Origin of the sequence: Rhizobium sp. RAF56 (assembly GCF_052113965.1) — a bacterium.
Classification (GTDB): domain Bacteria; phylum Pseudomonadota; class Alphaproteobacteria; order Rhizobiales; family Rhizobiaceae; genus Rhizobium.
This window is the reverse complement of record NZ_JBFRDU010000018.1, coordinates 26,594-51,952: the sequence shown is the minus strand read 5'-3', so window position 1 is coordinate 51,952 and position 25,359 is coordinate 26,594. Positions and strand designations below refer to the sequence as shown.

Genomic DNA, 25,359 nt, shown 5'->3' with positions numbered 1-25,359 from the left:
CGCTTAGAACGCCTCCGCCGCAAGCGCCATCATCGTGTCGGCGCCGGTCTCGATGCGGGCCTTGCGCAGCGCCGTTTCCGGCATGATGCGTTCCATGAAGAAGCGGGCGGTGACCAGCTTGCTGTTCAGGAAGTCCCGACGGGCGGTGTCGCCGGCGGCAAGGGCGTCCTCGGCCGCTTTCGCCATCTTCGCCCACATATAGCCGAGGACGACAAGGCCCATCAGGTGCATGTAGTCGGTGGAGCCGGCGCCGGCATTGTCGGGCTTGGCCATACCGTTCTGCATGAACCACATGGTTGCTCCCTGAGCGTCGTTCAGGCCCCTTTTCAGGCCCTTGGTGAAGCCGCTCATGGCCTCGTCGGCGCGGTGCGTCTCGCAGAAGTCACCGATTTCCTTGAACAGCGCCATCACGGCGCGGCCGCCGTTCATGCCGAGCTTGCGACCGACGAGGTCGAGCGCCTGGATACCGTTCGCGCCTTCGTAGATCATCGCGATGCGGGCATCGCGGACGTACTGGCTCATGCCGTGCTCTTCGATATAGCCGTGGCCGCCGAAGACCTGCTGGGCCATCACCGCATGGTCGAAGCCCTTGTCGGTGAGCACGCCCTTCAGGATCGGCGTCACGAGGCCGAGAATGTCGTCGGCCGCCTGGCGCTCCTTCTCGTCGCTGGCGCGATGGGCGATGTCCGACTTCAGCGCGGTCCACAGCAGGAAGGCGCGGCCCGCTTCGTTGAAGCCGCGGATGGTCATCAGCGTGCGGCGGATATCGGGATGGACGATGATCGGATCGGCCTTCTTGTCCAGCGCCTTCGGGCCAGACAGCGCCCGGCCCTGGATGCGCTCGCGGGCATAGGCGACGGCATTCTGATAGGCGATTTCGGCGATCGACAGGCCCTGCAGGCCGACGCCCAGACGCGCCTCGTTCATCATCACGAACATGGCGTTGAGGCCCCGGTTCTCCGCGCCGATGAGGTAGCCGGTCGCCTCGTCATAGTTCATGACGCAGGTGGCGTTACCATGGATGCCCATCTTGTGTTCGATGGCGCCGCAGGAGACGGCGTTGCGCGCGCCGAGCGCGCCGTCTTCCTTCACCAGAACCTTGGGAACGATGAAGAGCGAAATGCCCTTGACGCCTTCAGGCGCGCCCTCGATGCGGGCAAGAACAAGATGGATGATGTTGTCCGTCATGTCGTGGTCGCCGGCCGAGATGAAGATCTTCTGGCCGGAGATCTTGTACGAGCCGTCCGCCTGCGGCGCCGCCTTGGTGCGCAGCAGACCGAGATCGGTGCCGCAATGCGGCTCGGTGAGGTTCATGGTGCCAGACCAGGTGCCATCCACCATCTTTGCCAGATAGGTCTCTTTCTGCGTTTGGGAGCCATGAACGAGGATCGCGGCGATCGCGCCCTGGGTCAGGCCCGGATACATCATCAGCGACATATTCGCGGCGGAGGTATATTCGCCGACGGCTGCATGAAGCGTGTAGGGAAGGCCCTGGCCGCCGAATTCTTCGGGAACCGCAAGCCCCGGCCAGCCGCCTTCGCAATAGGCGCGGTAGGCATCCTTGAAGCCCTTCGGCGTCGAGACCGTGGCGTCGTCGTGGCGCACGCAGCCTTCCTGATCGCCGGAATAGTTCAGCGGAAACAGCACCTCTTCCGCCAGCTTCGCCGCCTCGCCGAGGATCGCTTCCACCATGTCGGGCGTCGCATCGGCAAAACCGGGGAGATTGTTGTGGCGTTCCAGGCCGAGCACATCATTGAGCACGAAGAGCGTGTCGTTAACCGGGGCCTTGTAGACTGGCATCGTTCGAATTCCTCCAAATGCGGTCAGCCGTGCCGGCGCCCGCTGTCGGCATAGTCCTATAAAATATTGACGTTTGCGTAAACGTCAAATGTTACTGCTCACGAAAATTTTTACGCGGAGGACCGGCAGCGGCGTTCAAAGCCCGCCGTGCGGCGATACGGATGGTCGAAAGAAACCCCACGAGACAGCGCCGCCGACACAACCGTGGATATGATCCAGCGCGAGCGGATCGAAAGCAAAAATTAAGAACTTCACCGGAAATTAACGGCTTATTTACCACGTTTCGCCGATGGTGCTGAGTGAGCATGGCAATCCGCGTTTTCAGTTTTCTCGCGAGAGCAGCTCAGCCGTCAGCTTGAGGAAAGCCTAATATGGCAGCCTTTTTCGGACGGTTCGCGACGGTCCCGCCACAAAAACACGGTTGGACCATCGATGTGCACCCTGAGAAGGCCCCTGGCCACTGGCGAAATGAGCTAGAGATGAGTGGATCGCGACCAATTACCCCTGTCACCGGCGACAGAACGTCGCTGGATGCGCTCAGCCGGACGATCGAAGGGCTGGAGGCCCGCATCGAAGGCCTACTCGGACCGGCCACCACGCGCGATCCTCGTCACCGGGCAACGACGCCCGCCTATGCAGCGCCTCAGGCGCCTGCAAGCGAGCCCGCCCCAGGCGAGGATGCGGCGCTCTCCCGCCGCCCCGCCGATCGCGCTTCGCACAGCGATCATTCCACCGCCGAGCGCATCGACGCGCGCGGCGAACCCCTTTCTCGCGCCGAGCATCTTGCCGCTATCCGTCAACGCCAGCATGCGCTGGAGATGAGCCGCGAGCGCTCCTTGCCCCGCCGTGAGGATCCTATTTCCCAGTCATCCGCCCCCGGCGTTCGTGCTCCTGAGATGCCGAGGCGCGATGCCGCTGCCGCGCGTCCAGCCGATGCGCTTTCGGAGATTGCCGGCGCGCTGGTGGCGCTCAGGCAGGACCTGAAGCGCGACATCGCCGAAGGGGTTGCCCGCGAAGTCGGCGTGCTGCGCGAGGAAATGCGCACGATCCGCAGCGAGGCCGAAGAGCGCAATTTCGCCGAGGACATGCGGGCGGATCTCGCCCGCCTCTCCGACAGCATCAACCAGCTTGCCGGACCGGCCGCGCACCCGGAAGCCGCAGGGCTGAAGACCGAATTCGAAGCCCTGCATTCCCTGATGGACGGCCTTGCCCGCGAAGGAAGCGTGCGCGATATCGACAACCGTTCGCAGCGGATGGAGGAGCGGCTGCAGACGCTCGACACCGCTGGCCTGCGCGAAGAGCTCGTCACGCTCGCCTACCGCATCGACGACATCAAGCGCCAGCTGGGCGGCATGAACCAGACGCCCGCCGTGCTGGCGCTGGAGGAAAAGCTGATCTCGATCGCCGGTGCCATGGAGCACTTCGGCAGCCTGATGCAGCCGCACGACCGCGCCATGAGCGAACAGTTCTCCGCGATCGACCAGCGCCTCGACGAAATCAGCCGCGCGATCGTCGCAAGCGGCCGCACGGCCTCCGCCGCCGCCGAGCCGGCGCTCGTCCAGCGCCTCGACGGACGCATCGCAGCACTTGCCGAGCAGATCGACCTCATCGGCGCGCAGGCAAGCCGGCAGGCCGCGCCCGACGAGGATCTTGCCGGTCGCATCGAAGCGCTCACCGTTCGCATGGAGCAGTTTTCGAACGCCGAGGCAGCCGCCAAGCTCGAGGAACGCCTCGACCACCTCTTCGATCTCATGCAGCGCTCGCAGGCGGCGGCACAGCCGGAGCTGACGGGGCATCTGGCCGATATATCGCGCAAGATCGACGCGCTGGAGCACGGCACCGTCAACGACGTCTTGGCTGAGCGGCTCGACCATCTGGCACGGCGCATCGAGGAACTGGACCTCAACCCGCCGCAACTGGCCGCTGCCATCGACAACGGCGCGGCAAGCCGCCTGGAAACCCGCCTCTCGGATATCGCGACCCGCCTGGAGCAGAGCACCGCGGCACCACCCGCGGACCTCGCGTCGATGCGTGGCCTCGAAGAGCAGATCGCCCATCTCTCCGCCCTGATGAACGAGCCGCGCCCGGGCCTCGATGACGCCTTCCATCTCGACTTCGACCGGCGCATGACCGCGCTCGAAGATTTTATGTCTACCAATGACGAATACATCATCGAGGCCGCCCGCCAGGCGGCCGAGACCGTCGTTGCCGCCTATGCGCACGGCAGCGCGCCGATGGCCACCTCCGACGAGGAGATGGCGACCCTGACGGCTCTCGCCGAGGATCTGCGCCATCTCGAGGAATTGAGCCGCAGCACCGACGAACGCACGCACCGCACGTTCGAAGCGCTGCACGATACGCTCGTGCAAATCGCCGACCGGCTCGACCACATGGAACAACGGCCGCCGGCCAACCGTGCGCCAGCCACCGAGGTGCAATTCAACCGGCATAGCCCAGCGGAAACGGCGCCCGCCGCGACAAAGACGCCCGCCGCCCAGCCGGCCTACGCCGACGATGCGCTCTCTCTTTTCGACGAACCTTCCCCCACCGACCTGCCAATCGAGCCGCTGGCCAAGGCGAACGGCAAGCAGCCCGCCGCCAAGGAAGGACAGCGCACGAGCCTCCTGGCCGGCCTCGGCAAGCGGCTTCGCCCGAGCCGCAAGGGCGAGATCGCCGGCAACGCCGACCGGCCGCTGATCGATCCCACACCCTCGATCGATCCGGTCGAAGCCGTGACCGCCGACGAGCCGAACGAACTTCTCGAACCCGGTTCAGGCACGCCCGATATCAAGATGATCATGGAGCGCGTCCGCGCGAGCCAGGCCGCGCGCAACGGCGCACCCGGCCGCGCCGGCGACCACGACCGCGCGGACTATATCGCGGCTGCCCGCCGCGCCGCCCAGGCCGCCGCCTTCGAAGTAGACCAGGCACCGCGCGCACCCGCCACGAAGAAGGGTGAAAAGGCCTCGAACGGGGATCCGTCGAGCGCGTTTTCGCGCTACCGCCGGCCGATCCTGCTTGCCGTCGGCGCCGCGCTGCTCGCGATCATGTCGCTTCCGCTCGTTCACACCGTGCTCGAGGGCCGCAAGGCGCCGCAGGCGGTAGACACGCGCCCAGTCGAGAACCAGGCCGCCCCGCAAGCACCCGCGATCAAGCCCGCCCCTGCCGCCGATCCTGCCCCCAAAGCAGCGGCCGCCAACATTCAAGCGACAGCTCCGGCTGTGGATGCGGGCGTGCCAGCGCCTGCGCCTGCGGCCGCCCCAATTACCGTCCCTCCGACGAGCGCGGCGCAGACCGGCAGTGATCATCTGACCGCCACGGCACCACTTGGAAGCGACAACGCAAGCGAGACGCTGACGCCTGCCGGTGCACCGACGCCGAACGCCTCGGCTTTCGCGCCCGCCGAGACCAAGGCGCCTCCGGCGGCCTTCGTTCAACCCGCAGCCGGCGAAAGCTCCGCGATCACGGTTCCCGAAGCAATCCAGCCGGCCTCGCTTGCCGATGCCGCCCGCAACGGCGACGCGCTAGCGCTTTTCGAAATCGGCGCGCGCTATACCGATGGCCGTGGGGTCACGGCCGATCTCGCACAGGCGGCGACCTGGTACCAGCGCGCGGCGGACAAAGGTTTCGCGCCGGCCGAATACCGGCTGGCAAGCATGTACGAAAAGGGCAGCGGTCTCGGGCGCGACCTTGCCAAGGCGAAGCAGTACTACGAGCTGGCGGCGGCCAAGGGCAATGTCAGTTCGATGCACAATCTCGCGGTGCTGCTGGCGTCCGGCGCCATCGGCGCCCAGGACTATGCGGCGGCAGCCGGCTGGTTCACCAAGGCCGCCAATCTCGGCGTCGCCGACAGCCAGTTCAATCTGGCCATCCTCTATGCGCGCGGCAACGGCGTGAAACAGGATCTGGAAGAGTGCTACAAATGGTTCGCGATCGCCGCCAAGGCCGGCGACAAGGACGCCGCGCTGAAGCGTGACGAAGTGGCCGCAGCGCTGAAGCCGGAGCAGCTGGAAAGCGCCCGCGCCAAGGTCGACCAATGGAAGGCCGAGCCGATCGACAGCAAGGCCAACAGCGCCGACGTGCCCGACGAATGGGCCGGCAAGGGCGTCCACACCGCCTCGATCGACATGAAGAAGGCGATCCGCAATATCCAGGCGATCCTCAACAACAACGGCTTCGACGCCGGCCAGCCGGACGGCGAGCTGGGCCAGAGGACCGTGACGGCGCTGAAGAGCTTCCAGAAGTCGGTCGGCCTTGCCCCCGATGGAAAGGTCAACGACACCGTCGTCAAGAAACTGCTCGCACGCAACATGCCGAAGAACTAAGCGGTCCGCCTCGGGAAGTATGGGGCTGCGGCGATGGGTGCAGTTGACACAGCGCTGCAACCATCCGAATACCGTAGGCATGGGATCGCGGCTCAAGCTTAAGGATCCGGGCCTCAGGACTTGGTAGCCCAAGGACTTGGGCCTGGGGCTGAATGACTTGGGGCCACTAATGAATTGCGGTCCCTAAGGACCTGGCAAGGATTTCACGCTAGGCTCGCCGCTGCGGGAGGGACGTGATCTCGCGAAGCGTCGGTCTCATCCGATCGAAACGCCAGCAGTGAGGGACGGCCGTGACGATTTATCTGCCGATAGCTGAACTGTCGGTAAACATCTTCATCATCCTCGGCATGGGCGCGGCCGTGGGCTTCTTGTCCGGCATGTTCGGCGTGGGCGGCGGATTCCTGATCACGCCCCTGCTCATCTTCTACAATATCCCGCCGGTCGTCGCGGTCGCGACGGGCGCAAACCAGGTGGTCGCGTCCTCCATATCGGGCGCCATCACCCATTTCAGGCGGGGCACGCTCGACGTGAAGCTCGGCTCGGTGCTGCTGATCGGCGGTATTTCCGGTGCGACGCTCGGTATCTGGATCTTTTCGCTGTTGAGAAGCATCGGTCAGCTCGACCTGATGATCTCGCTGCTTTATGTCATCTTTCTCGGCACCGTCGGCGGTCTGATGCTCATGGAAAGCCTGTATGCCATGCGCCGCGCCGCCCGCAACGAGGCGCCGATCGCGCGCAGGCCCGGGCATCACAATTGGGTGCACCGCCTGCCGCTCAAGATGCGGTTCAAGAAATCGAAGATCTATCTGAGCGTCATTCCGGTGATCGCGCTCGGCTTCGGGATCGGCATCCTCACCTCGGTCATGGGCGTCGGCGGCGGCTTCATCATGGTGCCGGCAATGATCTATCTGCTCCGCATACCCACCAACGTCGTCGTCGGCACGTCGCTCTTTCAGATCATCTTCGTCACCGCCTACGCCACGATCGTCCAGGCGGCCACGAACTACTCGGTCGATATCGTGCTCGCCTTCGTCCTGATGGTCGCCGGCGTCATCGGTGCGCAATACGGCGTTCGTGTCGGCCAGAGGCTGCGCGGCGAACAGCTGCGCGCGCTGCTCGGACTGCTGGTCCTTGCCGTCGGGATCCGTCTTGCGATCGCCCTCGTCGCCAGGCCCGCCGATATCTATTCCATCGTCATGGAAGCGGCAGGGCCATGATCCGCTTCCGTCTCATGCTGGCTGCCGCGCTGATGCTCGCCGCCCCCGCGGCAAGAGCGCAGGTCTTTCTCGACCAGCAGCCGCGAACGGTGCGGGAAACGATAGAGATCGGCACCTCCACCAACGAGATCCTGATCACCTCCGATTTCACCGGTGCTGACCTCACCGTGTTCGGTGCGCTATCGAACACGGATCAGCTGCTGCTCGCGATCGGCCAGTATGACGTTGTCGTCGTGCTCGAAGGACCACGGCTGAACGCCACCGTCCGCCGCAAGGATCGGGTTTTCGGCATCTGGGTCAACACCCGTTCCATGACCTTTGAGCGCGTGCCGGTCGCCTATTCGCTGTCGAGCACGCGGCCCGTCGACAACATCATGACGCCGCTCGAACTCAACGACCGCGGCATCGGCATGGATCACATTCCGCTGACACCGCTCGGGCTCGTCGGCAATGCCGCCAATCTTACGGATTTCCGTAATGCGTTTCGACGGCTGCAGTCGGCTTCCGGTCTCTACGAGCACGATCCAAGCGGCGTGCGTTTCGTCAGCTCGAGCCTTTTCAAGGCAACGCTGCGCCTTCCGGCCGACGTGCCGAACGGCGTGCATACCGTGCACGCCTATCTCTTCAAGAGCGGCAAATTCATCACCGACAAGTCGCTGCCGCTGCGCGTGATCAAGACCGGTATCGAGCAGATGATCACCGACGCCGCCCACGAGCGGCCGATCAGCTACGGCCTGTTCTCCGTGCTGCTCGCCGTCATCACCGGCTGGGGCGCAAGCCTCGTCTTCCGCAAGAAATGAAACGGGCGCGTCCGCAGACTGCTGACAAACTCTGACGGCTTACCAGGACTGCGGCCCTATCCGCCGTCACCCCGGACTCGATCCGGGGTCCAGCGCGCGCAATTCCTTGCGCGCAAAAGACCCTTTCGCGCCGCCGACGCGGCGCGGCTGGATCCCGGCTCAAGGCCGGGATGACGGAGAGAAAGGATAGCGCTCGCAAAAACGACTGCTTTGCCAACGAACTGCGGGCGCGTCCTTTCGAACGCGCCCGAAAACTCTTCGTCCCCGGGTTCGGTCAGGTCACCGATCCACGAACGGCGAAGCGCGGTTCGCGCCAGGCTTCGGTGCGCAGGATCTCGTCCAAAACCTCGCATGCCCTGAGGACATCCTTGAAGCCGACATAGAGCGGCGTGAAGCCGAAGCGGATCGTCGCGGGCGCGCGGAAGTCGCCGATGACGCCCCGCTCGATCAGCGCCTGCATGATTTCGTAGGAATGGTCGTGAACGAAGGACACCTGGCTACCCCGCTTGGCGGGGTCGCGCGGGCCTTCCAGCGTCACGCCGTAGCGTCCGCATTTCGCCTCGACGAGCTGAATGAAGAGCTCCGTCAGGGCGATGCTCTTGGCCCGCAGCGCGTGCATATCGACGTCGTCCCAGATGGTCAGCGCGCCGTCGAGCGCGCGCAGCGCCAGGACGGACTGCGTGCCGCAGAGGAAGCGCCGGATGCCGCTGCCGAGCGCATAGCTCTGCTCGAAGGCAAAGGGCCGGGCATGGCCGAACCAGCCGCTCAGTGGCTGGCGCATGACGTCGTGGTGGCGCGTCGCCGCATAGATGAAGGCAGGCGAGCCGGGACCACCGTTCAGGTACTTGTAGGTGCAGCCGACCGCGAAGTCGGCGTCCGCTTCGTCGAGCGATACGGCAAGTGCGCCCGCGGAGTGGCAGAGGTCCCAGACCACGAGCGCGCCGGCATCGTGGATCTTCTTCGTCAGCGCCGCCATGTCGCGCATCTCGCCCGATTTGTAGTTGACGTGGTTGATCAGCACCACAGCAACGCTTTCGTCGATCAGGTCCTCGATCGACGGCGCATCGACGCCCTCGAGCCGGAGCGTTGCGCCCGGCAGGGTCGAGACCGCGCCTTCGGCCATGTAGAGGTCGGTCGGGAAGCTCGAGCCTTCTGCCACGACCACCGAGCGGCCGGGACGCATGGCGATTGCCGCATGCAGGGCCTTGTAGATGTTGATCGAGGTGGTGTCGGTCACCACCGTCTGGCCGGGAGCGGCGCCGATCAGCCGGCCGATACGGTCGCCGAGCGTGACCGGCAGGTCGTACCAGCCAGCGGTGTTCCAGCTGCGGATGAGGCCGTTCGCCCATTCATCGGTCGCTGCCTTCTGCAGCTCGGCGAAGACGGCGGGGGCTGCCGCGCCGAGCGAATTGCCGTCGAGATAGGTCACGCCTTGCGGCAGGACGAAGCGGTCACGGAACGCGCGGAGCGGGTCGGTCGCGTCCATCGCTTCGATGGCGGCGAGATCGGGAAGTGCAGTCATGATATCGAATTCCTATTCGCGAATGGTTTCTCGAGCGGGCGCCGGGCCGCGGCTGCGCTTGATGCTGGGAAGTGCCAGCATGGCAAGCACGAAGAGCCCCGTGGCGAGCTTCAGGTCCGGCGGCGGCATGCCGGCGGCAAGGCAGAACGACACCAGCTGGTAATAGGCGACCGCGCCGACGAAGGGCGCCGAAAGCTGGCGCAGCACGGTGTGCTTGCCGACGATCGCCTCGCCGATCATCAGCGCCGCCAGGCCGTTGATGAGGATGCCGATGCCCATGTTGACGTCGGCGAAGCCCTGCGACTGCACCATCAGCGCGCCGCCGGTGGCCGAGAAGGCGCTCGCAATGCCAACGCCGCCGATGGTCGCGGCCCAGACGTTGATGCCCTGCGCTTCCGCCATGTCGGGATTGGCGCCGACGGCGCGCATGGCCGTGCCCTTCTCGGTGTTGAAGAAGAGATTGAGCAGGAAGAAGACGATCAGCGCCAGCACGCCGGCGATGATGATCTTCGCAGCCGGGAAGCCCGGCTGTACGAAAGGCGCCCAGTCGAAGACGGCGGTCGTGCCGAACACGGAAAGATTAGACCTGCCCATGATGCGCAGGTTGATGCTGTAGAGCATCGTCATCATCAGGATGCCGGCGAGAAGCGTGTGAATGCGGAAACGCAGGTGGATGAAGGCGGTGCAGCAGCCGGCTGCAAAGCCCGCCACCAGCGCGACCAGGATTGCCGCGACCGGCGAGGCACCGGCGGCGAGCATCACGCCGCTGACGCAGCCGCCGAGCGGAAAGGCGCCCTCGCTCGTCAGGTCGGGGAAGCTCAGCATGCGGAACGGGATCATGATGCCCAGCACTACGAAGGCGAGGATCAGGCTTTGCGCCAGCGTCACCGGAATGAGGCCGACGAAACTCGTCAAGATGTCTTGAATGAAGGTCATGGTCGTCAGCTCGCCAGGAACATACGGTCGGTCTTCACGGAGAAGTGGCCGATCAGGTCGGGAACGGTGAGGCGCTTCTTCTCTTCGCCGGAAATCTCCAGCTTGACGCGGCCGGCATCGAGCATGATGACGCTGTCGCCGAAGTCGACCGCGTGCTGCATGTTGTGCGTGACCATCAGCGTCGTGAGCTTCAGTGCCTCGACGGTGCGTATCGTCGCCTGCATGACGATGTCGGCGGTGCGCGGATCGAGTGCCGCGGTATGCTCGTCGAGAAGCAGAAGCTCGGGCTCGCCGCCGACCGCCATGATCAGCGACAACGACTGACGCTGGCCGCCCGACAAAAGCTCGACGCGGGTGTCGAGGCGTTTTTCAAGGCCGAGGCCAAGCATCGACAGCCGTTCCCTATAGATCGCGAGGCGCTCAGCTGTGAGGCCGCGGCGAAGTCCACGCGACTTGCTGCGGAGGTCGGCGAGCAGCATGTTTTCGGCAACCGTCATGCTGGCGGCGGTGCCCTTCATCGGGTCCTGGAAGACGCGGGCAATGCGCATCGCCCGTTTGTGCACGGGCAGGCCCGTGACATCATCGCCGTTGAGGACGATGCTGCCGGAATCGAGGCTCAGCGCTCCTGATATGGCATTGAGCATGCTGCTCTTGCCGGCACCGTTCGAGCCGATGACGACACCGAACTCGCCGGTCTTGAGCTTGAGATCCAGGCCATCGAGCGCGACCTTCTCGTCGGGCTGGCCCCTGTAGAATACTTTGCGCGCCGCGCGGATTTCCAGCATGCTCTCCTCCCTGAGAGAAGTGACGGCGCAGGTCACGCCGTCACGATGTTGCGACCGTCGAACTCAGTCGACGATGCAGCCGCAATTGGCGAGATCTGCCGGCAGTTCGATGCCGAAGGCTTTCATGGCGCTCTTCGAGATCAAGGGGAAATGGTCCTCGTAGGCCGGGCGCGACGGCGCGATCGTCTTCGGATCGGCACCCTTGAGGATCTCAACGGCGATCTTGCCGGCGTTCATGCCGACCTGCTCGTAGTTGACGGCGAAGCTTGCGGGAACCACGCCCTTGCGAACGGCGCCATCGTCGGAATTGACGATCGGGATGCCGGCCTGGCGGGCGGCGGCCGATACGGCGGCAATCGCCGGCTGCAGCAGGTTGGACGCAGGCGTGTAGATCACGTCGGCCTTGCCGGCGAGCGAAGCGATGCGCTGCTGGATGTCATTGACGTTGTCGACGCCGACAGCCACGACCTCGAAGCCGGCGGCGGGGGCCGCGGCCTTGATCTTGTCGAGCAGCGCCACGTCGTTGGCTTCGCCAGGATTATAAGGCACGCCGAGACGCTTGGCGTTCGGCAGCAGCTTCTTGGTGAAGGCCATCACGGCGGCCACGTCCTGCAGGTCGGTCGCACCCGTCATGCCGGCATCGCCTGCTTCCCAGGAGGGGACGAGCTTGGCCGCGACGGGATCGGTGACGGCGGAGAACACGATCGTAATGCCCGAGCCGGCAAGCGCCTTTTTGGCGATCTGCGAGACCGGCGTCGTGATCGTATACATCAGCTTCGGATTTTCGGCCTGCAGCTTGGCGATCATCTGCGGCACCAGGGACGCGTCGAAATTGGTGTGGCTCTCGCTGTAGACCACATCCTTGCCCTCGACGTAGCCGCCGGCGGCCAGCGCCTTCTTGAAGCCGTCGATGGATGCGTTCAGCTGCGGATGCTCGCCGAAATTGGCGATCCCGATGCGAATCTGATCGGCAGCGGCAGCCGAGCCGATGCTGGCCATAAGCGCGCCCGCGACAACCAGGCCAGAGAGCCAGCCGGACTTCGATTTATGCATTTTTTCCTCCCGGATTTGACGCCGCACTCCTCGGGCGACGGTGAGGGATATTATCCGCCGCGAAAGGCTTGTCAATTCCTATATATATTCTCTCAAAATCCTCCAAAAAATATATTTATTTGCGAAAATGGCGATCCCGTATATATTTCGGCAAAGCATGTGGGGGTTCAAATGCAGGACGAAGAGCATTCGACGAAGACGGAGAACGCTTACCGGCTGCTGAGGCGCGACATCCTCACGACGCGCCTTCCTCCGAGCGCCTCGCTGAAACTGAGCACGTTGCGCGATACCTATGGCATCGGATGGACGCCCCTGCGCGAGGCGTTGACGCGGCTGGAGGCGGAAAAGCTTGTGACCGCCGTCAGCAATCGCGGCTTTGCCGTCGCCCCGGTGTCGCGCGAGGGGCTGGAAGATTTGACGCGCGCGCGCCAGGTCATCGAAGTACCGCTGCTTTTGGAATCGGTCGAACGGGGCGGCAGCGAATGGGAGTCGGCCGTCGTCACCGCCCATTACCGGCTGTCGCGCTGCCGGATCGCCGTGGACGATACGTCCGAGGCGGCGGTCGACGAATGGGAGGAGAAGCATGCCGCCTTCCATTCGGCGCTGCTGAGTGCGGCGACGTCAAGCTGGCTCCTGCGCTTCCACGCCACGCTCTGGGATCAATTGCGCCGCCATCACCGCTTCCTCGGGCTCGTGCCGACGTTGCGCGCCGCCGCCGGACTGAAGGACGGCTACGACGGAGCCATGGCGGCGCTGCGCGAAGCCATGGCCATCGAGCATCACACCAAGCTCATGGAGGCGGCCCTCGACCGTGACATCGAGCGGACGCGAGCGCTGATCACCGAGCACATCGGCTACACACTCGACGTCTACGTTCAATCGGAAAGCGAACAAAGCGGCGGCGGCCTGCCCGGTATCAAGAAGCGGCCGCGAAAGGCCGCGCAATGAGCGCTGCGGGACGTGAAACGCCGCATCGTCCAACGCTTGAGGACATCGCGGCGGCACGGGCGCGGCTTGCCCCCTACATCCCGCGCACGCCGCTGATGCCTTTGGCCCTCGAGCTTTCCGACCGGCGGATATTCCTGAAGCTCGAGACGCTTTCTCCGATTGGGGCTTTCAAGCTCCGTCCGGCCCTGAATGCGCTGCTGAGCCGGGAGCCCGAAACGCTGCGCCACGGCGTCGCCGTCGCCAGTTCCGGCAACATGGCCTATGGCACGGCGTGGGCCGCACGCGCGCTCGGCGTGCCGATGGCCGCCTATATGTATTCCGGGGCGCCCCAGACCAAGATCGACGGCGTTCGGCGGCTTGGCGGCGAGGTCCGCTTCATTTCGAAGGAAACCTGGTGGCGATATATAACCGACGTCGAACGGCCGGACGGTCCTGAGCTCCTGATCAACCCCGTCACGGATCAGGCGGTGCTCGACGGCAACGGCTCGATCGGCATGGAGATCCTCGAGGATCTGCCCGATGTCGATTGGGTGCTCACCCCCTATGGCGGCGGCAGCATGACAACCGGTGTCGCAAGTGCGCTGAGGTTCCTGCGGCCGCAAACCAGGGTCTTTGCCGTCGAGGATGAAAATGCGGCGCCCGTCACGGCTGCGATCGACGCCGGCCGGATCGTCGAGATCGAAACGCGGCCATCCTTCATCAAGAGCATCGGCGGGCCTTCGCTGCTGCCTGAGATCTGGCCGCTGGTACATCCCCTGATCGACGGCGCGATCACCGTGTCCCTATCTCAGGTGACCGAGGCCATGCGGCTGCTCTTTTCGAAGGCGAAGATCGTCGCGGAGGGCGCAGGCGCCGCTTCGCTGGCGGCAGCGCTTGCCAGCGACCGCTGCAAGGGCAACGTGGTCTGCGTCATCTCGGGCGGCAACATCGACGCCGATGCCTTCGGGCAGGTGTTGCGCGGCGAAATCCCGCAAGCCTGAGGCATGAAAACAAATGGATAGAGCGGATATGCCCTAAGCCTCGCCAGCGCGGTTTCGCGCCGCCACCTCCAGATAGGCCTCGGTCAATCGACCGAGCACCGATGGGGTGTCGGGCGGCAACGCCTTGCCGAGATGCACCGCCCGCAACTCGTCCATGACGTCGTCCCAAAGCGGCCGCCCACCCTCTTCCAGCAACTGCGCCCTTATGGACAGCTCCTCCGACGCCGGGAGATGCCTCCGCCCCCAGGCTCCCATCTGCGCCAATATCGGGACGAGTTCGATTGCCATTTCCGTCAGGCTGTAGATCGCCTTCTGCTTGTGGGTCGGATCGTCGCTGCGCGTCAGCAGCCCGCGCTCCATCAGCCGCTTCAGGCGATCGGCAAGAATGTTCGAGGCGATCCCTTCCTCCGAATGCTGCAGCAGCTCGCGAAAATGCCGGCGATTGCCGAACATGATGTCGCGGATGATGATCAGGCTCCAGCGGTCGCCGAGGACTTCGAGCGTCAGATTGATCGGGCAGCCGGAGCGGTGAAGCGCGTCCATTCTGGTCTCCAGAAAACTGCTTGCATTTTGGCAGCCGCTTTCTTGAGCAGCAACCAGTTTCATGTTGCAATCAGCTTTGCCGCAAGATTCAGCATTTTGGAGGAAGTGATGAGAAAGCTGATCGTTTGGAACCTGATGACGCTCGACGGGTATTTCGAGGGCACGAAACCTTGGGATCTCGAGTTTCACATGCTTGCCTGGGGCGAAGAGCTCGAACGCTACGCCACCGAACTCGGCGAGGAAGGCGACATGCTGGTGTTCGGCCGCAAAACGTACGAGGGCATGGCCTCATACTGGCCGACGGCCGAGGAGGCGCCCAAGATCGCCGCCTACATGAACGGCATCGAGAAGCTCGTCGCTTCCAGGACCATGAAAACGGCGAACTGGAACAACAGCCGCGTCATCGCCGATCCGGCAGCGGAGTTGACTAGGCTGAAGGAGCAAGCCGGCAAGTCGATCTTCATCTTCGGCAGCGCCGAACTTGTCGATACGCTCGCCAAGGCAGGCCTTATCGACGAATACCGCATCTGCCTCGTGCCGGTCGTGCTCGGCGCCGGCAATCCGCACTTCAAGCCCGCGGAAAAGCAGATGGCACTCGAGCTGCTGGAGGCGACAACGCTCAAGAACGGCGCGCTGATCCTGCGCTACGAACCTAAGCCGTAAGGTGCCCGGTGACTACGCTGCGTTCTTATAGATCTCTGCTCCACTACCGAGATCTATAATCTTGGCAGTACGGCCGAGAAGCGGCAAATGCGGCGTCTTCTGCCGGTCGATCGCGACGGCGACGCGAACCGGCGCTCCATCGCCGAGATCCTTAACATCGAGAAACTTCGAAACGGCGGCATGCACAGATGCCGCGTGGGGGGTCACAAGGTCGAACACAGATTTGTGCTCATCGCTTTCCATGACGGCGTCGAATTTCCATTCCGAGCTCGCTCCCATAAACATCGCTTCACGTTCAACAAAAGCGCGCGGAAACACAGCCGCCAGTCGCTCCCACAACTTTTGTCGCATGTCCGAGGCGTTCCGTTCCGAAAGTCGCTCCGCTGTGTGGTCGACAGCGTATTTCGAGGCGTTGCCGACAGCAATCGCAGCGCTCACCAATGCTTCCCGTGGAACGTCGAGATCAAAGATCATGTCGCTGTCGAACCGTACGGAAAAGCGCTCTGCCAATCCGCGAGCGATACGCGCAAAGATCGCGCGCCCACCCATAAGATCGGCTTCGCTGCGGGCAGCCCCGTTGTCGGACACAAAAAAACCGGTTGGGCTTTCTTGCAAACGTAAGACCACGCGAGCGCCACCCGGATAGACCAAGGGCGTTACGATCATCGCGCTTTCGTTGCCTGCCTTCGAATAGGAAAGGGCGCGTGCAACTTCGTCAGCGATCTGATTTATCGAAAGTCCATCGATCAAAACAGGCTCCTATTCCATTCAAGCGCCGGAAGCTCAGTTAACTCGGATACATTAAAACAGTCGCCTACCATGGTGAATATTTCGCGAAGCGATTGCGGCTCAATGTCAAGTGGTCTTGCGTTCGGCAGATTCTCACGCGGATCGAAGGCCTCGTCACCGAGCTTGGCGTTGTCTTCGAACGAATGAATATGGGAACCCATCACTTCCGGTGGAACCTTACAGCTGCGCCAATGTCTATTGGCGTGGGGTGCGCTCGGATGGAAGTCAATCCTGCTTATGCAGAGCCAGCGCTGCTGATATAGCACCTCGAACGTTGCGGTGACATCCTCCATGGGGCGCTGAGTCCACGCCGAAATCCTTAAACGGGCCTCCTCGATCGAGACCCCGTCGGCATCCGACAACTGAGTGACCAGCTGGGCTCGGGCCGCGACCGCCGACCTGATGTGGCGTTGCGTCACTGAAGCCGGCCCGGTATCGCGGTGGCGCGTCGGAGAGACGTTTTGCCATGACGGCCAGCCAAACAGCGATTTCTGCTGGCTAACAAGATGGCGCCAGTGCTCCAACTTTTCAGTTTGCAAAGACGCCAAGCCCAGCTTCACCATGCTCACGAGTTCTTGGCGTAAAGAACATCAGTTGCACAACCAAGTCAAGCGCAACTCAGTATGGGCTCAATGGCCCAAATTTCCGAAACGGACGGAATAAATCCGGTCGCGGCCGAGGAGGTGGGCGACGAGGGTGGCGTGGTCGAAGAGGCCGGCCATGGCGCGGTTTCTGAGATCGAGGCCGCCGCTCATGACGCCGAAGGCGGGCATGATCAGGCGTGCGCCGTCTGTCGCAAAGCACGGCCGGCGCACGGATTTTTCGCGACGCCGAACGGTTGCGGCCGGGTGCAGATGACCGGCGATCTCGCCCCGCTGTTGGCCACCTAGCGGTTCGTGGCGGAAGACGATACCGCCGTGGTGAAGTTCGTCGGCCGAGATGCCGGGCAGGTCGACCGTGCCGTCCGGATCGTGGTTGCCGTTGATCCAGACCCATTCGCGGCCCGCGGCCATGGCAACGATACGGCTGCGGAACGTCTCCGGCAGATGCCTGGACCCTACCCGATCGTGAAAGTTGTCGCCGAGCGAAATGACGAGCTTTGGATCGTAGCGCGCGATGACGGCTTCAAGCACCGTCAGCGTCGCCAGCGTGTCATAGGGAGGCAGCAGCATTCCGCGCCGCGCGTAGGCCGCACTTTTTTCCAGATGCAGATCGGAGACGACGAGCGTGCCGGCGTCCGGCAGGTAGAGTGCTCCGAGCGGATCGCACACCGCCGCGACGCCGTTCACCGACGTTTCCGCGCCTGCGCCGGGTCCGAAAGCATTCAAGTCGCGCGAGAGCGCCAGGCGATGCATCAAGCTTTATCCTCGTTCTCGTCAGCCCATGGCTTCGCGGATGATATCATCCGCGGCTTCCGCCAGCACGACATCGTGGGCTTCTCCCGGCACCGGTGTCTTGCCGATGTCCAGCATGACAGGCACGGCGAGCGGCGAGATATGGTCGAGCGCCCTGTGGGTGATGTGCCCCTTGATTCGTTTCAGCATATCGCCAAGCCGGCCGATATCCAAAAGTCCTGTCGCCGCATCCCGCCGCGTCGCCTCAAGCAGGATGTGGTCCGGCTCGTGGCTGCGCAGCACGTCGTAGATCAGGTCCGCCGAGACCGTCACCTGCCGGCCGGACTTTTCCTTGCCCGGATGCCGGCGCTCGATCAAGCCGGCAATCACGGCGCAATTGCGGAAAGTGCGCTTCAACAGGAAGGATTCGTCGAGCCAGGCCTCCAGATCATCGCCGAGCATGTCCTCGTCGAAAAGATCGGAAAGGCTTAAGCGACCGGCCGCGATCATCGCCCCCATGTCCTCCAGGCCCCAGATCCCGAGCGCATAGTCGGAAGCCACGAAGCCGAGCGGCTTGGCGCCGGCGCGCTCGAGCCTGCGGGTGATGAGCATGCCGAGGGTCTGGTGCGCCAGCCGCCCCTCGAAGGGATAGGCGACCATATAGCCGCGACTGCCGCGCGGAAAAGTCTCGATGAGGAGTTCATCGTGTTTCGGCAGCAGGGACTTTTCGTCCTGGATGGCCAACCAGTCGCGCACCTGCTCGGGCAGGCGGCGCCAGCGGTCTGGGTCGGCTAGCATGGCGCGCACCTGGTCGGCGAGGTAGGTCGAAAGCGGAAACTTGCCGCCCATGTAGGACGGTATCCTCGGATCGGAGGAGAAGGCCTGACTGGCATAGCATTCGTTTTCGCGAATGCCTTCGAAGCGCAGGACCTTGCCGGAGAAAAGAAACGTGTCGCCCGGCGACAGCTGCTCCAGAAAATATTCCTCCACCTTGCCGAGCGATGCGCCGCCGCGCCCGAGCGAGCCCCGGGCGTTGCGCTTGACGAGGCGGATATTCATCATCGGCGCTTCGACGATGGTGCCGAGATTGAGGCGATATTGCTGCGCCACTTGCGGATTGGAGACGCGCCAGCGCCCATCTTCCATCTTGCGGATACGCGCATAGCGCTCGTAGGTTCGCAGCGCATAGCCGCCGGTCGCGACAAAATCGACGATGCGTTCGAAGGTCTCCCAGGAGAGATCTGCATAGGGGGCGGCGCTTACGATCTCGTCGTAGAGTTCGAGCGGATCGAAGGGTTCCGCGCAGGCCATGCCGAGCACGTGCTGGGCCAGCACGTCGAGCGCGCCCGATCCGAGCGGCGGCGTGTCCTGCGCGCCGATGTAGTTCGCGTCGAGTGCTGCCTGGCATTCCATCACCTCGAAGCGATTGGCCGGCACCAGGATCGCCTTCGACGGTTCGTCCATGCGGTGATTGGCGCGGCCGATGCGCTGGGCAAGCCGGCTCGCCCCCTTCGGCGCACCTACATGGATGACGAGATCGACATCGCCCCAGTCGATGCCGAGATCGAGCGTCGACGTGGCAACGACGGCGCGCAAGCGGTTCGCCGCCATCGCCGCCTCCACCTTGCGGCGTTGCGCGACGTCGAGCGATCCGTGATGCAGCGCGATCGGCAGGTTATCCTCGTTGGCCGACCACAATTCCTGGAACAGCATCTCGGCCTGGCTGCGCGTATTGACGAAGAGCAGCGTCGTGCGGTGTTCCCTCAGCTGCCGGTAGATGTCGGGAATGGCGTATCTTGCCGCATGGCCGGCCCAGGGAATGTTCTCGTCGGTCGCAAGGATCGAAATGTCGGGCTTAGCGCCACCCTCAACCGTCACCAGCCCGGCCTCATGCTCCCTGCCCTCTTCCTGCGCCACCAGCCAGCGCCTCAGATCCATCGGTTCGGCGACGGTCGCCGAGAGGCCGATGGTCTTGAGATCGGGTGCCAGCCGCCGCAGCCGCGCAAGGCCGAGCGCCAGCATGTGGCCGCGTTTCGACGTGACCAGCGAATGCAGCTCGTCGAAGATCACGTATTTGAGATCCTTGAAGAAACGCTCCGCCTCGCTGTTCGCCAGAAGCAGCGCCACCTGCTCGGGCGTCGTCAGCAGGATGTCGGGCGGCGAGAGCTTTTGGCGTTGGCGCTTGGCCGACGGCGTGTCGCCGGTGCGGTTCTCGACGGAGACCGGCAGGCCCATCTCGGTCACGGGCCGCATCAGGTTGCGCTCGATATCGACGGCGAGCGCCTTCAACGGCGAGACATAGAGCGTGTGTATGCCGCGAAAGGCCGATCCGGGTGGAATTTTTCCGCGTCGGGTGAGCTCGACCAGCGACGGCAGGAAGCCGGCGAGCGTCTTGCCCGCGCCGGTCGGTGCGATCAGCAGCGTGCTTTCGCCAGCCTCGGCGCGCGCCAGCAACTCCAGCTGATGGTCGCGCGGCTGCCAGCCCTTTTCCGCGAACCAGCGCAAGAAGGGGGCGGGCAAGGCTGCGCGGCTTTCGACATCGATCTGATCCACGCGGGTCAATGTAGTTCAAAAGCGAGGATTGAGAAGCGATGATAGATCCCCGTTGACATTGCCAATAATCACGGATATAAATTATCCATGATTAGGAGGAACCAATGAAACTCGGAGACGGCGTAGAACAGGCGATCCATAGCGTGTCGATGCTGGCGGGGCTGTCTTCGGATGGCGTGCTGTCGGCCGCGGCACTGGCCGAGTTCCATGGCGTATCGCCAAGCTATCTCCTGAAGCATCTGCAGGCGCTCTCGGGCGCCGGCATCGTTCACACCGTGCCGGGACCGAAGGGCGGGTATCGTCTTGCCCGAGGGCCGCGCGAGATCACGTTGCTCGATATCGTGCTTGCGGTGGAAGGACCGGCGCCTGCGTTTCGCTGCAGTGAAATCCGCCAGCGCGGGCCAAATCCGGTCGGTGCGCACCTCTTTGCCAAGCCGTGCGGCATCAACGCCGCCATGCTCAAGGCCGAGCGCGCCTATCGCGCCGAACTTTCGCGGGTCAGCATTGCCGACCTGCAAGCCGACCTCGCCGTCGACGACGACGGCAGCATTGCCGCGAGAGGCTGCGCCTTTCTCGAACTCCACGAACGCAGAACCAACAACAGATAGATCCAACCCAAGATAGGAGACTAAAATGCAAGCTCGTTCCAACCCCTTCAAAGCCGCCCCTGATGCCTACAAGGCCGTTGCCGCGCTCGAGCAATACGTCCAGGAGGAGTCCGGTCTCGAACGGCGCCTCGTCCACCTGATCAAGCTGCGCGCCTCCCAGATCAACGGCTGCGCCTATTGCGTCGACATGCACGTGAAGGAAGCCCGTCACGACGGCGTGAGCGAACAGTGGATCAACCTGTTGTGCGTCTGGCATGAATCGCCGATTTACGACGCACGCGAACGCGCGCTTCTCGGCTGGGTCGATGCCGTGACGAAGATCTCCGAGACCGGCGCGCCGGACTCTGCCTTCGAGCCGCTGAAGGAATTCTTTTCGGAAGCGGAAATCGCCAAAATCACGGTGACGATCGGGGCGATCAACGTCTGGAACCGGATCGCCGTCGGCTTCCGGCTGCAGCACCCGATCGACAAGGCCGCGCAGGCGGCGTGATCCCATCGTCGCTTCTGCGACGGTCGTGGCAGGCATGAAATATGACGGCTTACCAGGACTGCGCCGCTATCCGCCGTCTCCCCGGACTCGATCCGGGGTCCAGCGCGCGCAAGTCCTTGCGCGCAAAAGACTCTTTCGCGCCGCCGACGCGGCGCGGCTGGATCCCGGCTCAAGGCCGGGATGACGGAGAGAATGGACAGGACTCGCAAAAAAGACTGCTTTGTCAACAAACTATGGCGCCGACCTCAGGGTCGGCGCCATATCATTTAACAGTCTAGATCTGGTTGTCTTTCGAAATTCCGGACGGAAAACCGCGTGGCAGTTTTCCTGGAATTGCTCCAGATCAGGCGGCGGCGGACGCAGCCTTCGTCGGAACTTCCGAGATCGTCTTCAGAACCTGCGAGGCGATCTGGTAGGGGTCGCCCTGGGAGTTCGGGCGGCGGTCCTCGAGATAGCCGCGGTAGTCGTTCTTCACGAAGGAGTGCGGAACGCGGATCGAAGCGCCACGGTCGGCCACGCCATAGGAGAACTTGTTCCACGGCGCGGTTTCGTGCTTGCCGGTCAGTCGCTTGTCGTTGTCAGGTCCGTAGACGTCGATGTGCTCCATGAGGTTCTTGTCGAACTGGGCCATCAGCGCCTCGAAATAGGCCTTGCCGCCGACTTCGCGCATGAAGCTGGTCGAAAAGTTGCAATGCATGCCCGAGCCGTTCCAGTCGGTGTCGCCGAGCGGCTTGCAATGGAATTCGATGTCGACGCCATACTTTTCCGTCAGGCGCAGAAGCAGGTAGCGCGCCATCCAGACTTCGTCGGCGGCCTTCTTCGAGCCCTTGCCGAACACCTGGAATTCCCACTGGCCCTTGGCCACTTCGGCATTGATGCCTTCGTGGTTGATGCCGGCCTCGAGGCAGAGGTCGAGATGCTCCTCAACGATCTGGCGAGCGACGTCGCCGACGTTCCTGTAGCCAACGCCGGTGTAGTAGGGACCCTGCGGCGCCGGGTAGCCATGTTCGGGGAAGCCGAGCGGACGGCCGTCCTGGTAGAAGAAATATTCCTGCTCGAACCCGAACCAAGCGCCTTCGTCATCGAGGATGGTGGCGCGGGCGTTGGATTCATGCGGCGTGACGCCATCGGGCATCATGACTTCGCACATCACCAGCACGCCGTTGGTGCGGGCCGGGTCGGGATAGAGGGCCACGGGCTTGAGAACGCAGTCGGAGCTGCGGCCTTCGGCCTGCATGGTCGACGAACCGTCGAAACCCCACAGCGGAAGCTCTTCGAGGGTCGGGAACGCTTCGAACTCCTTGATCTGCGTCTTGCCACGAAGGCTGGGCACCGGCTTATAACCATCGAGCCAAATATACTCGAGCTTATACTTTGTCATTGCGAACCTCTAAAGGCGGGAGCGCGCCCAAGGAAAACGGAGCGTGCTCGCGGGTATTGAACTCAGGCCACGAAACGGCTGAATCCCGTCATGCATTTGCCATGCCAGTTTCATCGCCCGGCCTCTAGCAGCCCCAAGCGGCAATTCGCCTCTTCCCATGGACAAGCGGAATCTCAAATGATTCCAGCAGCTCACATGCTGCACTGCGACAGAACGCGCCATGTGGCGCACCCCAATCGGCAGAAAACTGCACGGCATAGTGCCAAGGGGCAACGTGTGCCTATAATTTAATCACTTCGCATTTTTTATGAGCATTACTCTTCAAGATGAGCTATGGTCATCCTATATCTGATCCGAACCGTGCACGACGAGTTGCGCCGGAAAATCTGGAGAAACGCTGAAATGGCGATTGGTTTTCATCAGCAGACGGCAAAGATCTTTCAGTTTCCTGTAAAGATCGCTTCGGCGCGCGCGGCCGAGATGGCAAAGGCGGCCGAAGAGGCCAAGGCGTCGCGCATCTGTGATGCCGGCAGCGGCGGATGGTATCACGAACAGGCGATCACGGAATCGCAGCAGCCCCGCAAGTCCTGACCGCCGTTACCCCTGACCGGGTTCTTTCCTGCCATGGTGCGGCGCGTGCGTCCGCACACATCCCCTCAAAGCGCGATATAGCGATCCGAGCGATGGTTGATCGCCAGGAAGAGATTGAGGGCGACTGCTCCAAGCACGGAGTAGAAGACCACCGGCGGGGTGGTGACGAAGAAGGCCGCGGCAAGCACGCAAAGGTCGATGCAGAGCTGCACCAGGCCGGCACGGATACCAAAACTCTCCTGCAGATAAATGCCGAGAATGCCGACGCCGCCGAGGCTGGCGCGATGGCGATAGAGCGCAAGCAGCCCGTAGCCGAGGAGCACGCCGCCGAGCAGCGCGGCCCAGGCCGGATGAATGCTGGAAATCGTGAAAAAGCGCGACTGCAGATCGGCGATCACCGAGGTCAGGCCGATCGCGATGAAGGTCTTGACCGTGAATGCCAGGCCCAGCCGCTTCCACGAGAGATAGAAGAACGGCACATTCAGCAGGAAGAAGGCCAGCCCGAAATTCACGCCGAAGGCATAGTGCAAAAGGAAGGCGACGCCGGCGGTGCTGCCGGTCAGGAGGCCGGCGCTAGCCAGCAGGTAGAGACCGAGCGCGCTGACGAGGCTGCCTGAAAAGACGCCCTGTACGTCTTCAATGGCGGTGTGGCGGGTGGCACTCGTGTTCCAGAAACCCAGGGCACTCATAAGCTGCGTCACGTCGCACACTCCGATGGCAAACGGTGAAGGTGGCGCTCGAGCGGTCAAGCCCCCAAGCGATGGCAATGTTGATGATGAGCTGGAGCGCCGGACGGCACTCTTAACGTTTCCGTCCTGCCAGCGTATGGCCCGAATTGTGGGGCCTTCGGTGCTTTCGATCAAGCGAAATACGTAAGCAATGCTGACCTAATTCAACTTCGCAACAATTGTTCCTTCACGCGATCGCGCGCGTAACAAACAAGATGCCGTGCACGGGTTTTCCGACATCCATGCGAATGACGCTGCGCTCCACCGTCTCGACGGAAAGGCCGTGACGGTCGCAAAGTGACCGGACGTAGGCTTCGCCATGGGCGTAGCGCAGGGAATCGCGAAGCAAAAAACCGTCGCCCTCGCCCGCATCCTCGACGGAAAAAGCAAAGGCCGCACCGGGTGCGGCAAGCGCCGAGACCAGCGAAAACACGCTTTCGAGATTGCCCAGGTACATCAGCACGTCGGCGGCGGTGACAAGATCGGCGCGGTGTGCGGGCAGTCCATCGCCGAAAAGGCCAGAACGTTCGGCATCGAGTGAGAGGTCGGCCTGGCCGAGATGCTCGTAGGCACCCTTTTCGGCAGCCTTGGCCAGCATGTTCCGCGAAAGATCGAAGCCCTCCAGGCGATCGACGCGGTCGCGGATTTCAGGTCCAAGCAGCCCGGTGCCGCAACCGAGATCGACGGCGAGCCGGAAGCGCCCGGAGATAGCGCCGATGAGAACCGCCAGCTTTTGCGGAACGCTGTAGTCCAGCTTCTCGACCAGCGAGGTTTCGAAACGGTCGGCATAGTCGTCGAACAACCGTTCGACATAGCGGCTCGAGGGTTGGTCCGGCACCTCGGCGCCGCCCAATAGGGCGAGCTTCAGCCCGGCGCCGAAGAGATCGCCGTGATCGAGCGCCAGTACCGTGCGAAGTGCTTCTCGAGCGCCTGCGGCATCGCCAGCCTTGTCGCGATAGGTGGCAAGGCTGAACCAGCCCGCGGCCCAGCCGGGCACGAGCTCCAGGGCCTGCTCCATCAGCTCGGCCGCGCCCTGCGGCTCGCCGCTTTCGGCAAGCATCCTGGCATAGTCGGCGCGACGGTCGGCGATCACGTCGCCGGAGGAGAGCTGGCTCGGCAGCATGGTGGCATCCCTTCGAAAGGCCGCCATTTGGCGGCGGCCACAAAAAAACTCAAGTCTTATCTCAGGCAACGAGCACGACAGCGCCAGGAGATGTGCATGACGCGCCAAGGACGCTGTGAAGTTTTGAATTTGCCTTGGAAAGCGCTTGCGGGCTGCTGTTCGCCGCTTTATCTGAAGAGCGAACAGGAGA

The 25,359-nt window shown here is 63.3% G+C and carries 22 protein-coding genes; 9 read left to right on the top strand and 13 right to left on the bottom strand.

The window, feature by feature from the left end; all coding sequences use genetic code 11:
• Positions 1-3: 3 nt before the first annotated feature.
• Positions 4-1,800: an acyl-CoA dehydrogenase C-terminal domain-containing protein gene (locus tag AB4048_RS16655; RefSeq protein WP_442203090.1), complete on the bottom strand. Its 1,797-nt coding sequence runs from the start codon at positions 1,798-1,800 to the stop codon at positions 4-6.
• A gap of 479 nt (positions 1,801-2,279) precedes the next feature.
• Between AB4048_RS16655 and AB4048_RS16650 the strand changes: the two genes are divergently transcribed.
• The 3 genes from AB4048_RS16650 (at position 2,280) to AB4048_RS16640 (ending at position 8,142) form a co-directional block, all read left to right on the top strand.
• Positions 2,280-6,125: a peptidoglycan-binding protein gene (locus AB4048_RS16650; protein ID WP_442203089.1), complete on the top strand. Its 3,846-nt coding sequence runs from the start codon at positions 2,280-2,282 to the stop codon at positions 6,123-6,125.
• Positions 6,126-6,415: 290 nt separating this feature from the next.
• Complete coding sequence (locus AB4048_RS16645) at positions 6,416-7,342, top strand: sulfite exporter TauE/SafE family protein (protein ID WP_442203088.1); 927 nt, start codon at positions 6,416-6,418, stop codon at positions 7,340-7,342.
• The gene (locus AB4048_RS16640) at positions 7,339-8,142 is read left to right on the top strand and encodes a TIGR02186 family protein (RefSeq protein ID WP_442203087.1); all 804 of its coding nucleotides are present in this window, start codon (positions 7,339-7,341) and stop codon (positions 8,140-8,142) included. Before AB4048_RS16645 ends, AB4048_RS16640 begins: the two co-directional genes overlap by 4 nt.
• A gap of 274 nt (positions 8,143-8,416) precedes the next feature.
• Here AB4048_RS16640 and kynU read toward each other — a convergent pair whose 3' ends face one another.
• The 4 genes from kynU to AB4048_RS16620 all read right to left on the bottom strand — a co-directional run bounded on the left by kynU (position 8,417) and on the right by AB4048_RS16620 (position 12,438).
• Entirely contained in the window at positions 8,417-9,664 is a 1,248-nt protein-coding gene (kynU, locus tag AB4048_RS16635) for a kynureninase (RefSeq protein ID WP_442203086.1), read from the bottom strand.
• A 12-nt stretch (positions 9,665-9,676) separates the two neighbouring features.
• Positions 9,677-10,600, bottom strand: a complete 924-nt coding sequence (locus AB4048_RS16630) for an ABC transporter permease (protein WP_442203085.1) — start codon at positions 10,598-10,600, stop codon at positions 9,677-9,679.
• A 5-nt stretch (positions 10,601-10,605) separates the two neighbouring features.
• Positions 10,606-11,385, bottom strand: coding sequence for an ABC transporter ATP-binding protein (locus AB4048_RS16625; RefSeq protein WP_442203084.1), 780 nt, complete (start codon positions 11,383-11,385; stop codon positions 10,606-10,608).
• A 63-nt stretch (positions 11,386-11,448) separates the two neighbouring features.
• A complete protein-coding gene (locus tag AB4048_RS16620; protein ID WP_442203083.1) occupies positions 11,449-12,438 on the bottom strand; it encodes an ABC transporter substrate-binding protein in 990 nt (329 codons plus the stop codon).
• 171 nt (positions 12,439-12,609) lie between these two features.
• Between AB4048_RS16620 and AB4048_RS16615 the strand changes: the two genes are divergently transcribed.
• Positions 12,610-13,386, top strand: a complete 777-nt coding sequence (locus tag AB4048_RS16615; protein ID WP_442203082.1) for a GntR family transcriptional regulator — start codon at positions 12,610-12,612, stop codon at positions 13,384-13,386.
• Positions 13,383-14,366: a threonine ammonia-lyase gene (locus tag AB4048_RS16610; protein WP_442203081.1), complete on the top strand. Its 984-nt coding sequence runs from the start codon at positions 13,383-13,385 to the stop codon at positions 14,364-14,366. The genes AB4048_RS16615 and AB4048_RS16610 overlap by 4 nt, the downstream gene beginning before the upstream one ends.
• Positions 14,367-14,399: 33 nt before the next feature.
• On the opposite strand, the gene AB4048_RS16605 is transcribed toward AB4048_RS16610, so the two are convergent.
• Positions 14,400-14,909: a winged helix-turn-helix transcriptional regulator gene (locus AB4048_RS16605; RefSeq protein WP_442203080.1), complete on the bottom strand. Its 510-nt coding sequence runs from the start codon at positions 14,907-14,909 to the stop codon at positions 14,400-14,402.
• Positions 14,910-15,017: 108 nt separating this feature from the next.
• Here AB4048_RS16605 and AB4048_RS16600 point away from each other — a divergent pair, with 108 nt between their 5' ends.
• Positions 15,018-15,572, top strand: coding sequence for a dihydrofolate reductase family protein (locus AB4048_RS16600; protein ID WP_442203079.1), 555 nt, complete (start codon positions 15,018-15,020; stop codon positions 15,570-15,572).
• Between the two features lie 12 nt (positions 15,573-15,584).
• On the opposite strand, the gene AB4048_RS16595 is transcribed toward AB4048_RS16600, so the two are convergent.
• From AB4048_RS16595 to AB4048_RS16580, 4 genes are all read right to left on the bottom strand, one after another.
• Positions 15,585-16,238 carry a hypothetical protein gene (locus AB4048_RS16595; RefSeq protein ID WP_442203078.1) on the bottom strand — a complete coding sequence of 218 codons (654 nt, stop codon included), beginning with the start codon at positions 16,236-16,238 and terminating at the stop codon, positions 15,585-15,587.
• 80 nt (positions 16,239-16,318) lie between these two features.
• Complete coding sequence (locus AB4048_RS16590) at positions 16,319-16,924, bottom strand: hypothetical protein (RefSeq protein WP_442203077.1); 606 nt, start codon at positions 16,922-16,924, stop codon at positions 16,319-16,321.
• 66 nt (positions 16,925-16,990) lie between these two features.
• Positions 16,991-17,716, bottom strand: a complete 726-nt coding sequence (pdeM, locus tag AB4048_RS16585) for a ligase-associated DNA damage response endonuclease PdeM (protein WP_442203150.1) — start codon at positions 17,714-17,716, stop codon at positions 16,991-16,993.
• A gap of 21 nt (positions 17,717-17,737) precedes the next feature.
• Positions 17,738-20,248, bottom strand: coding sequence for a ligase-associated DNA damage response DEXH box helicase (locus AB4048_RS16580; RefSeq protein ID WP_442203149.1), 2,511 nt, complete (start codon positions 20,246-20,248; stop codon positions 17,738-17,740).
• Positions 20,249-20,352: 104 nt separating this feature from the next.
• Between AB4048_RS16580 and AB4048_RS16575 the strand changes: the two genes are divergently transcribed.
• Complete coding sequence (locus tag AB4048_RS16575) at positions 20,353-20,856, top strand: RrF2 family transcriptional regulator (RefSeq protein WP_442203076.1); 504 nt, start codon at positions 20,353-20,355, stop codon at positions 20,854-20,856.
• A gap of 25 nt (positions 20,857-20,881) precedes the next feature.
• Positions 20,882-21,346 (top strand): carboxymuconolactone decarboxylase family protein, encoded by a 465-nt coding sequence (locus tag AB4048_RS16570; protein WP_442203075.1) that lies wholly within the window; start codon positions 20,882-20,884, stop codon positions 21,344-21,346.
• Positions 21,347-21,689: 343 nt separating this feature from the next.
• Here AB4048_RS16570 and AB4048_RS16565 read toward each other — a convergent pair whose 3' ends face one another.
• Positions 21,690-22,727 (bottom strand): glutamine synthetase beta-grasp domain-containing protein, encoded by a 1,038-nt coding sequence (locus tag AB4048_RS16565; protein WP_442203074.1) that lies wholly within the window; start codon positions 22,725-22,727, stop codon positions 21,690-21,692.
• A gap of 402 nt (positions 22,728-23,129) precedes the next feature.
• Here AB4048_RS16565 and AB4048_RS16560 point away from each other — a divergent pair, with 402 nt between their 5' ends.
• Complete coding sequence (locus AB4048_RS16560; protein WP_442203073.1) at positions 23,130-23,318, top strand: DUF2735 domain-containing protein; 189 nt, start codon at positions 23,130-23,132, stop codon at positions 23,316-23,318.
• A gap of 65 nt (positions 23,319-23,383) precedes the next feature.
• On the opposite strand, the gene AB4048_RS16555 is transcribed toward AB4048_RS16560, so the two are convergent.
• Positions 23,384-24,019, bottom strand: coding sequence for a YitT family protein (locus tag AB4048_RS16555; RefSeq protein ID WP_442203072.1), 636 nt, complete (start codon positions 24,017-24,019; stop codon positions 23,384-23,386).
• 214 nt (positions 24,020-24,233) lie between these two features.
• A complete protein-coding gene (locus AB4048_RS16550) occupies positions 24,234-25,169 on the bottom strand; it encodes a methyltransferase (RefSeq protein ID WP_442203071.1) in 936 nt (311 codons plus the stop codon).
• Positions 25,170-25,359 lie beyond the last annotated feature (190 nt).

What these genes read in the sequence shown, in the direction of transcription:
- AB4048_RS16655 (WP_442203090.1), bottom strand. Translation starts at nt 1,800, where the DNA reads ATGCCAGTCTACAAGGCCCCGGTTAACGACACGCTCTTCGTGCTCAAT.
- AB4048_RS16650 (WP_442203089.1), top strand. Translation starts at nt 2,280, where the DNA reads ATGAGTGGATCGCGACCAATTACCCCTGTCACCGGCGACAGAACGTCG.
- AB4048_RS16640 (WP_442203087.1), top strand. Translation starts at nt 7,339, where the DNA reads ATGATCCGCTTCCGTCTCATGCTGGCTGCCGCGCTGATGCTCGCCGCC.
- kynU (WP_442203086.1), bottom strand. Translation starts at nt 9,664, where the DNA reads ATGACTGCACTTCCCGATCTCGCCGCCATCGAAGCGATGGACGCGACC.
- AB4048_RS16630 (WP_442203085.1), bottom strand. Translation starts at nt 10,600, where the DNA reads ATGACCTTCATTCAAGACATCTTGACGAGTTTCGTCGGCCTCATTCCG.
- AB4048_RS16625 (WP_442203084.1), bottom strand. Translation starts at nt 11,385, where the DNA reads ATGCTGGAAATCCGCGCGGCGCGCAAAGTATTCTACAGGGGCCAGCCC.
- AB4048_RS16620 (WP_442203083.1), bottom strand. Translation starts at nt 12,438, where the DNA reads ATGCATAAATCGAAGTCCGGCTGGCTCTCTGGCCTGGTTGTCGCGGGC.
- AB4048_RS16615 (WP_442203082.1), top strand. Translation starts at nt 12,610, where the DNA reads ATGCAGGACGAAGAGCATTCGACGAAGACGGAGAACGCTTACCGGCTG.
- AB4048_RS16610 (WP_442203081.1), top strand. Translation starts at nt 13,383, where the DNA reads ATGAGCGCTGCGGGACGTGAAACGCCGCATCGTCCAACGCTTGAGGAC.
- AB4048_RS16605 (WP_442203080.1), bottom strand. Translation starts at nt 14,909, where the DNA reads ATGGACGCGCTTCACCGCTCCGGCTGCCCGATCAATCTGACGCTCGAA.
- AB4048_RS16600 (WP_442203079.1), top strand. Translation starts at nt 15,018, where the DNA reads ATGAGAAAGCTGATCGTTTGGAACCTGATGACGCTCGACGGGTATTTC.
- AB4048_RS16595 (WP_442203078.1), bottom strand. Translation starts at nt 16,238, where the DNA reads ATGATCGTAACGCCCTTGGTCTATCCGGGTGGCGCTCGCGTGGTCTTA.
- AB4048_RS16590 (WP_442203077.1), bottom strand. Translation starts at nt 16,924, where the DNA reads ATGGTGAAGCTGGGCTTGGCGTCTTTGCAAACTGAAAAGTTGGAGCAC.
- pdeM (WP_442203150.1), bottom strand. Translation starts at nt 17,716, where the DNA reads ATGCATCGCCTGGCGCTCTCGCGCGACTTGAATGCTTTCGGACCCGGC.
- AB4048_RS16575 (WP_442203076.1), top strand. Translation starts at nt 20,353, where the DNA reads ATGAAACTCGGAGACGGCGTAGAACAGGCGATCCATAGCGTGTCGATG.
- AB4048_RS16570 (WP_442203075.1), top strand. Translation starts at nt 20,882, where the DNA reads ATGCAAGCTCGTTCCAACCCCTTCAAAGCCGCCCCTGATGCCTACAAG.
- AB4048_RS16565 (WP_442203074.1), bottom strand. Translation starts at nt 22,727, where the DNA reads ATGACAAAGTATAAGCTCGAGTATATTTGGCTCGATGGTTATAAGCCG.
- AB4048_RS16560 (WP_442203073.1), top strand. Translation starts at nt 23,130, where the DNA reads ATGGCGATTGGTTTTCATCAGCAGACGGCAAAGATCTTTCAGTTTCCT.
- AB4048_RS16550 (WP_442203071.1), bottom strand. Translation starts at nt 25,169, where the DNA reads ATGCTGCCGAGCCAGCTCTCCTCCGGCGACGTGATCGCCGACCGTCGC.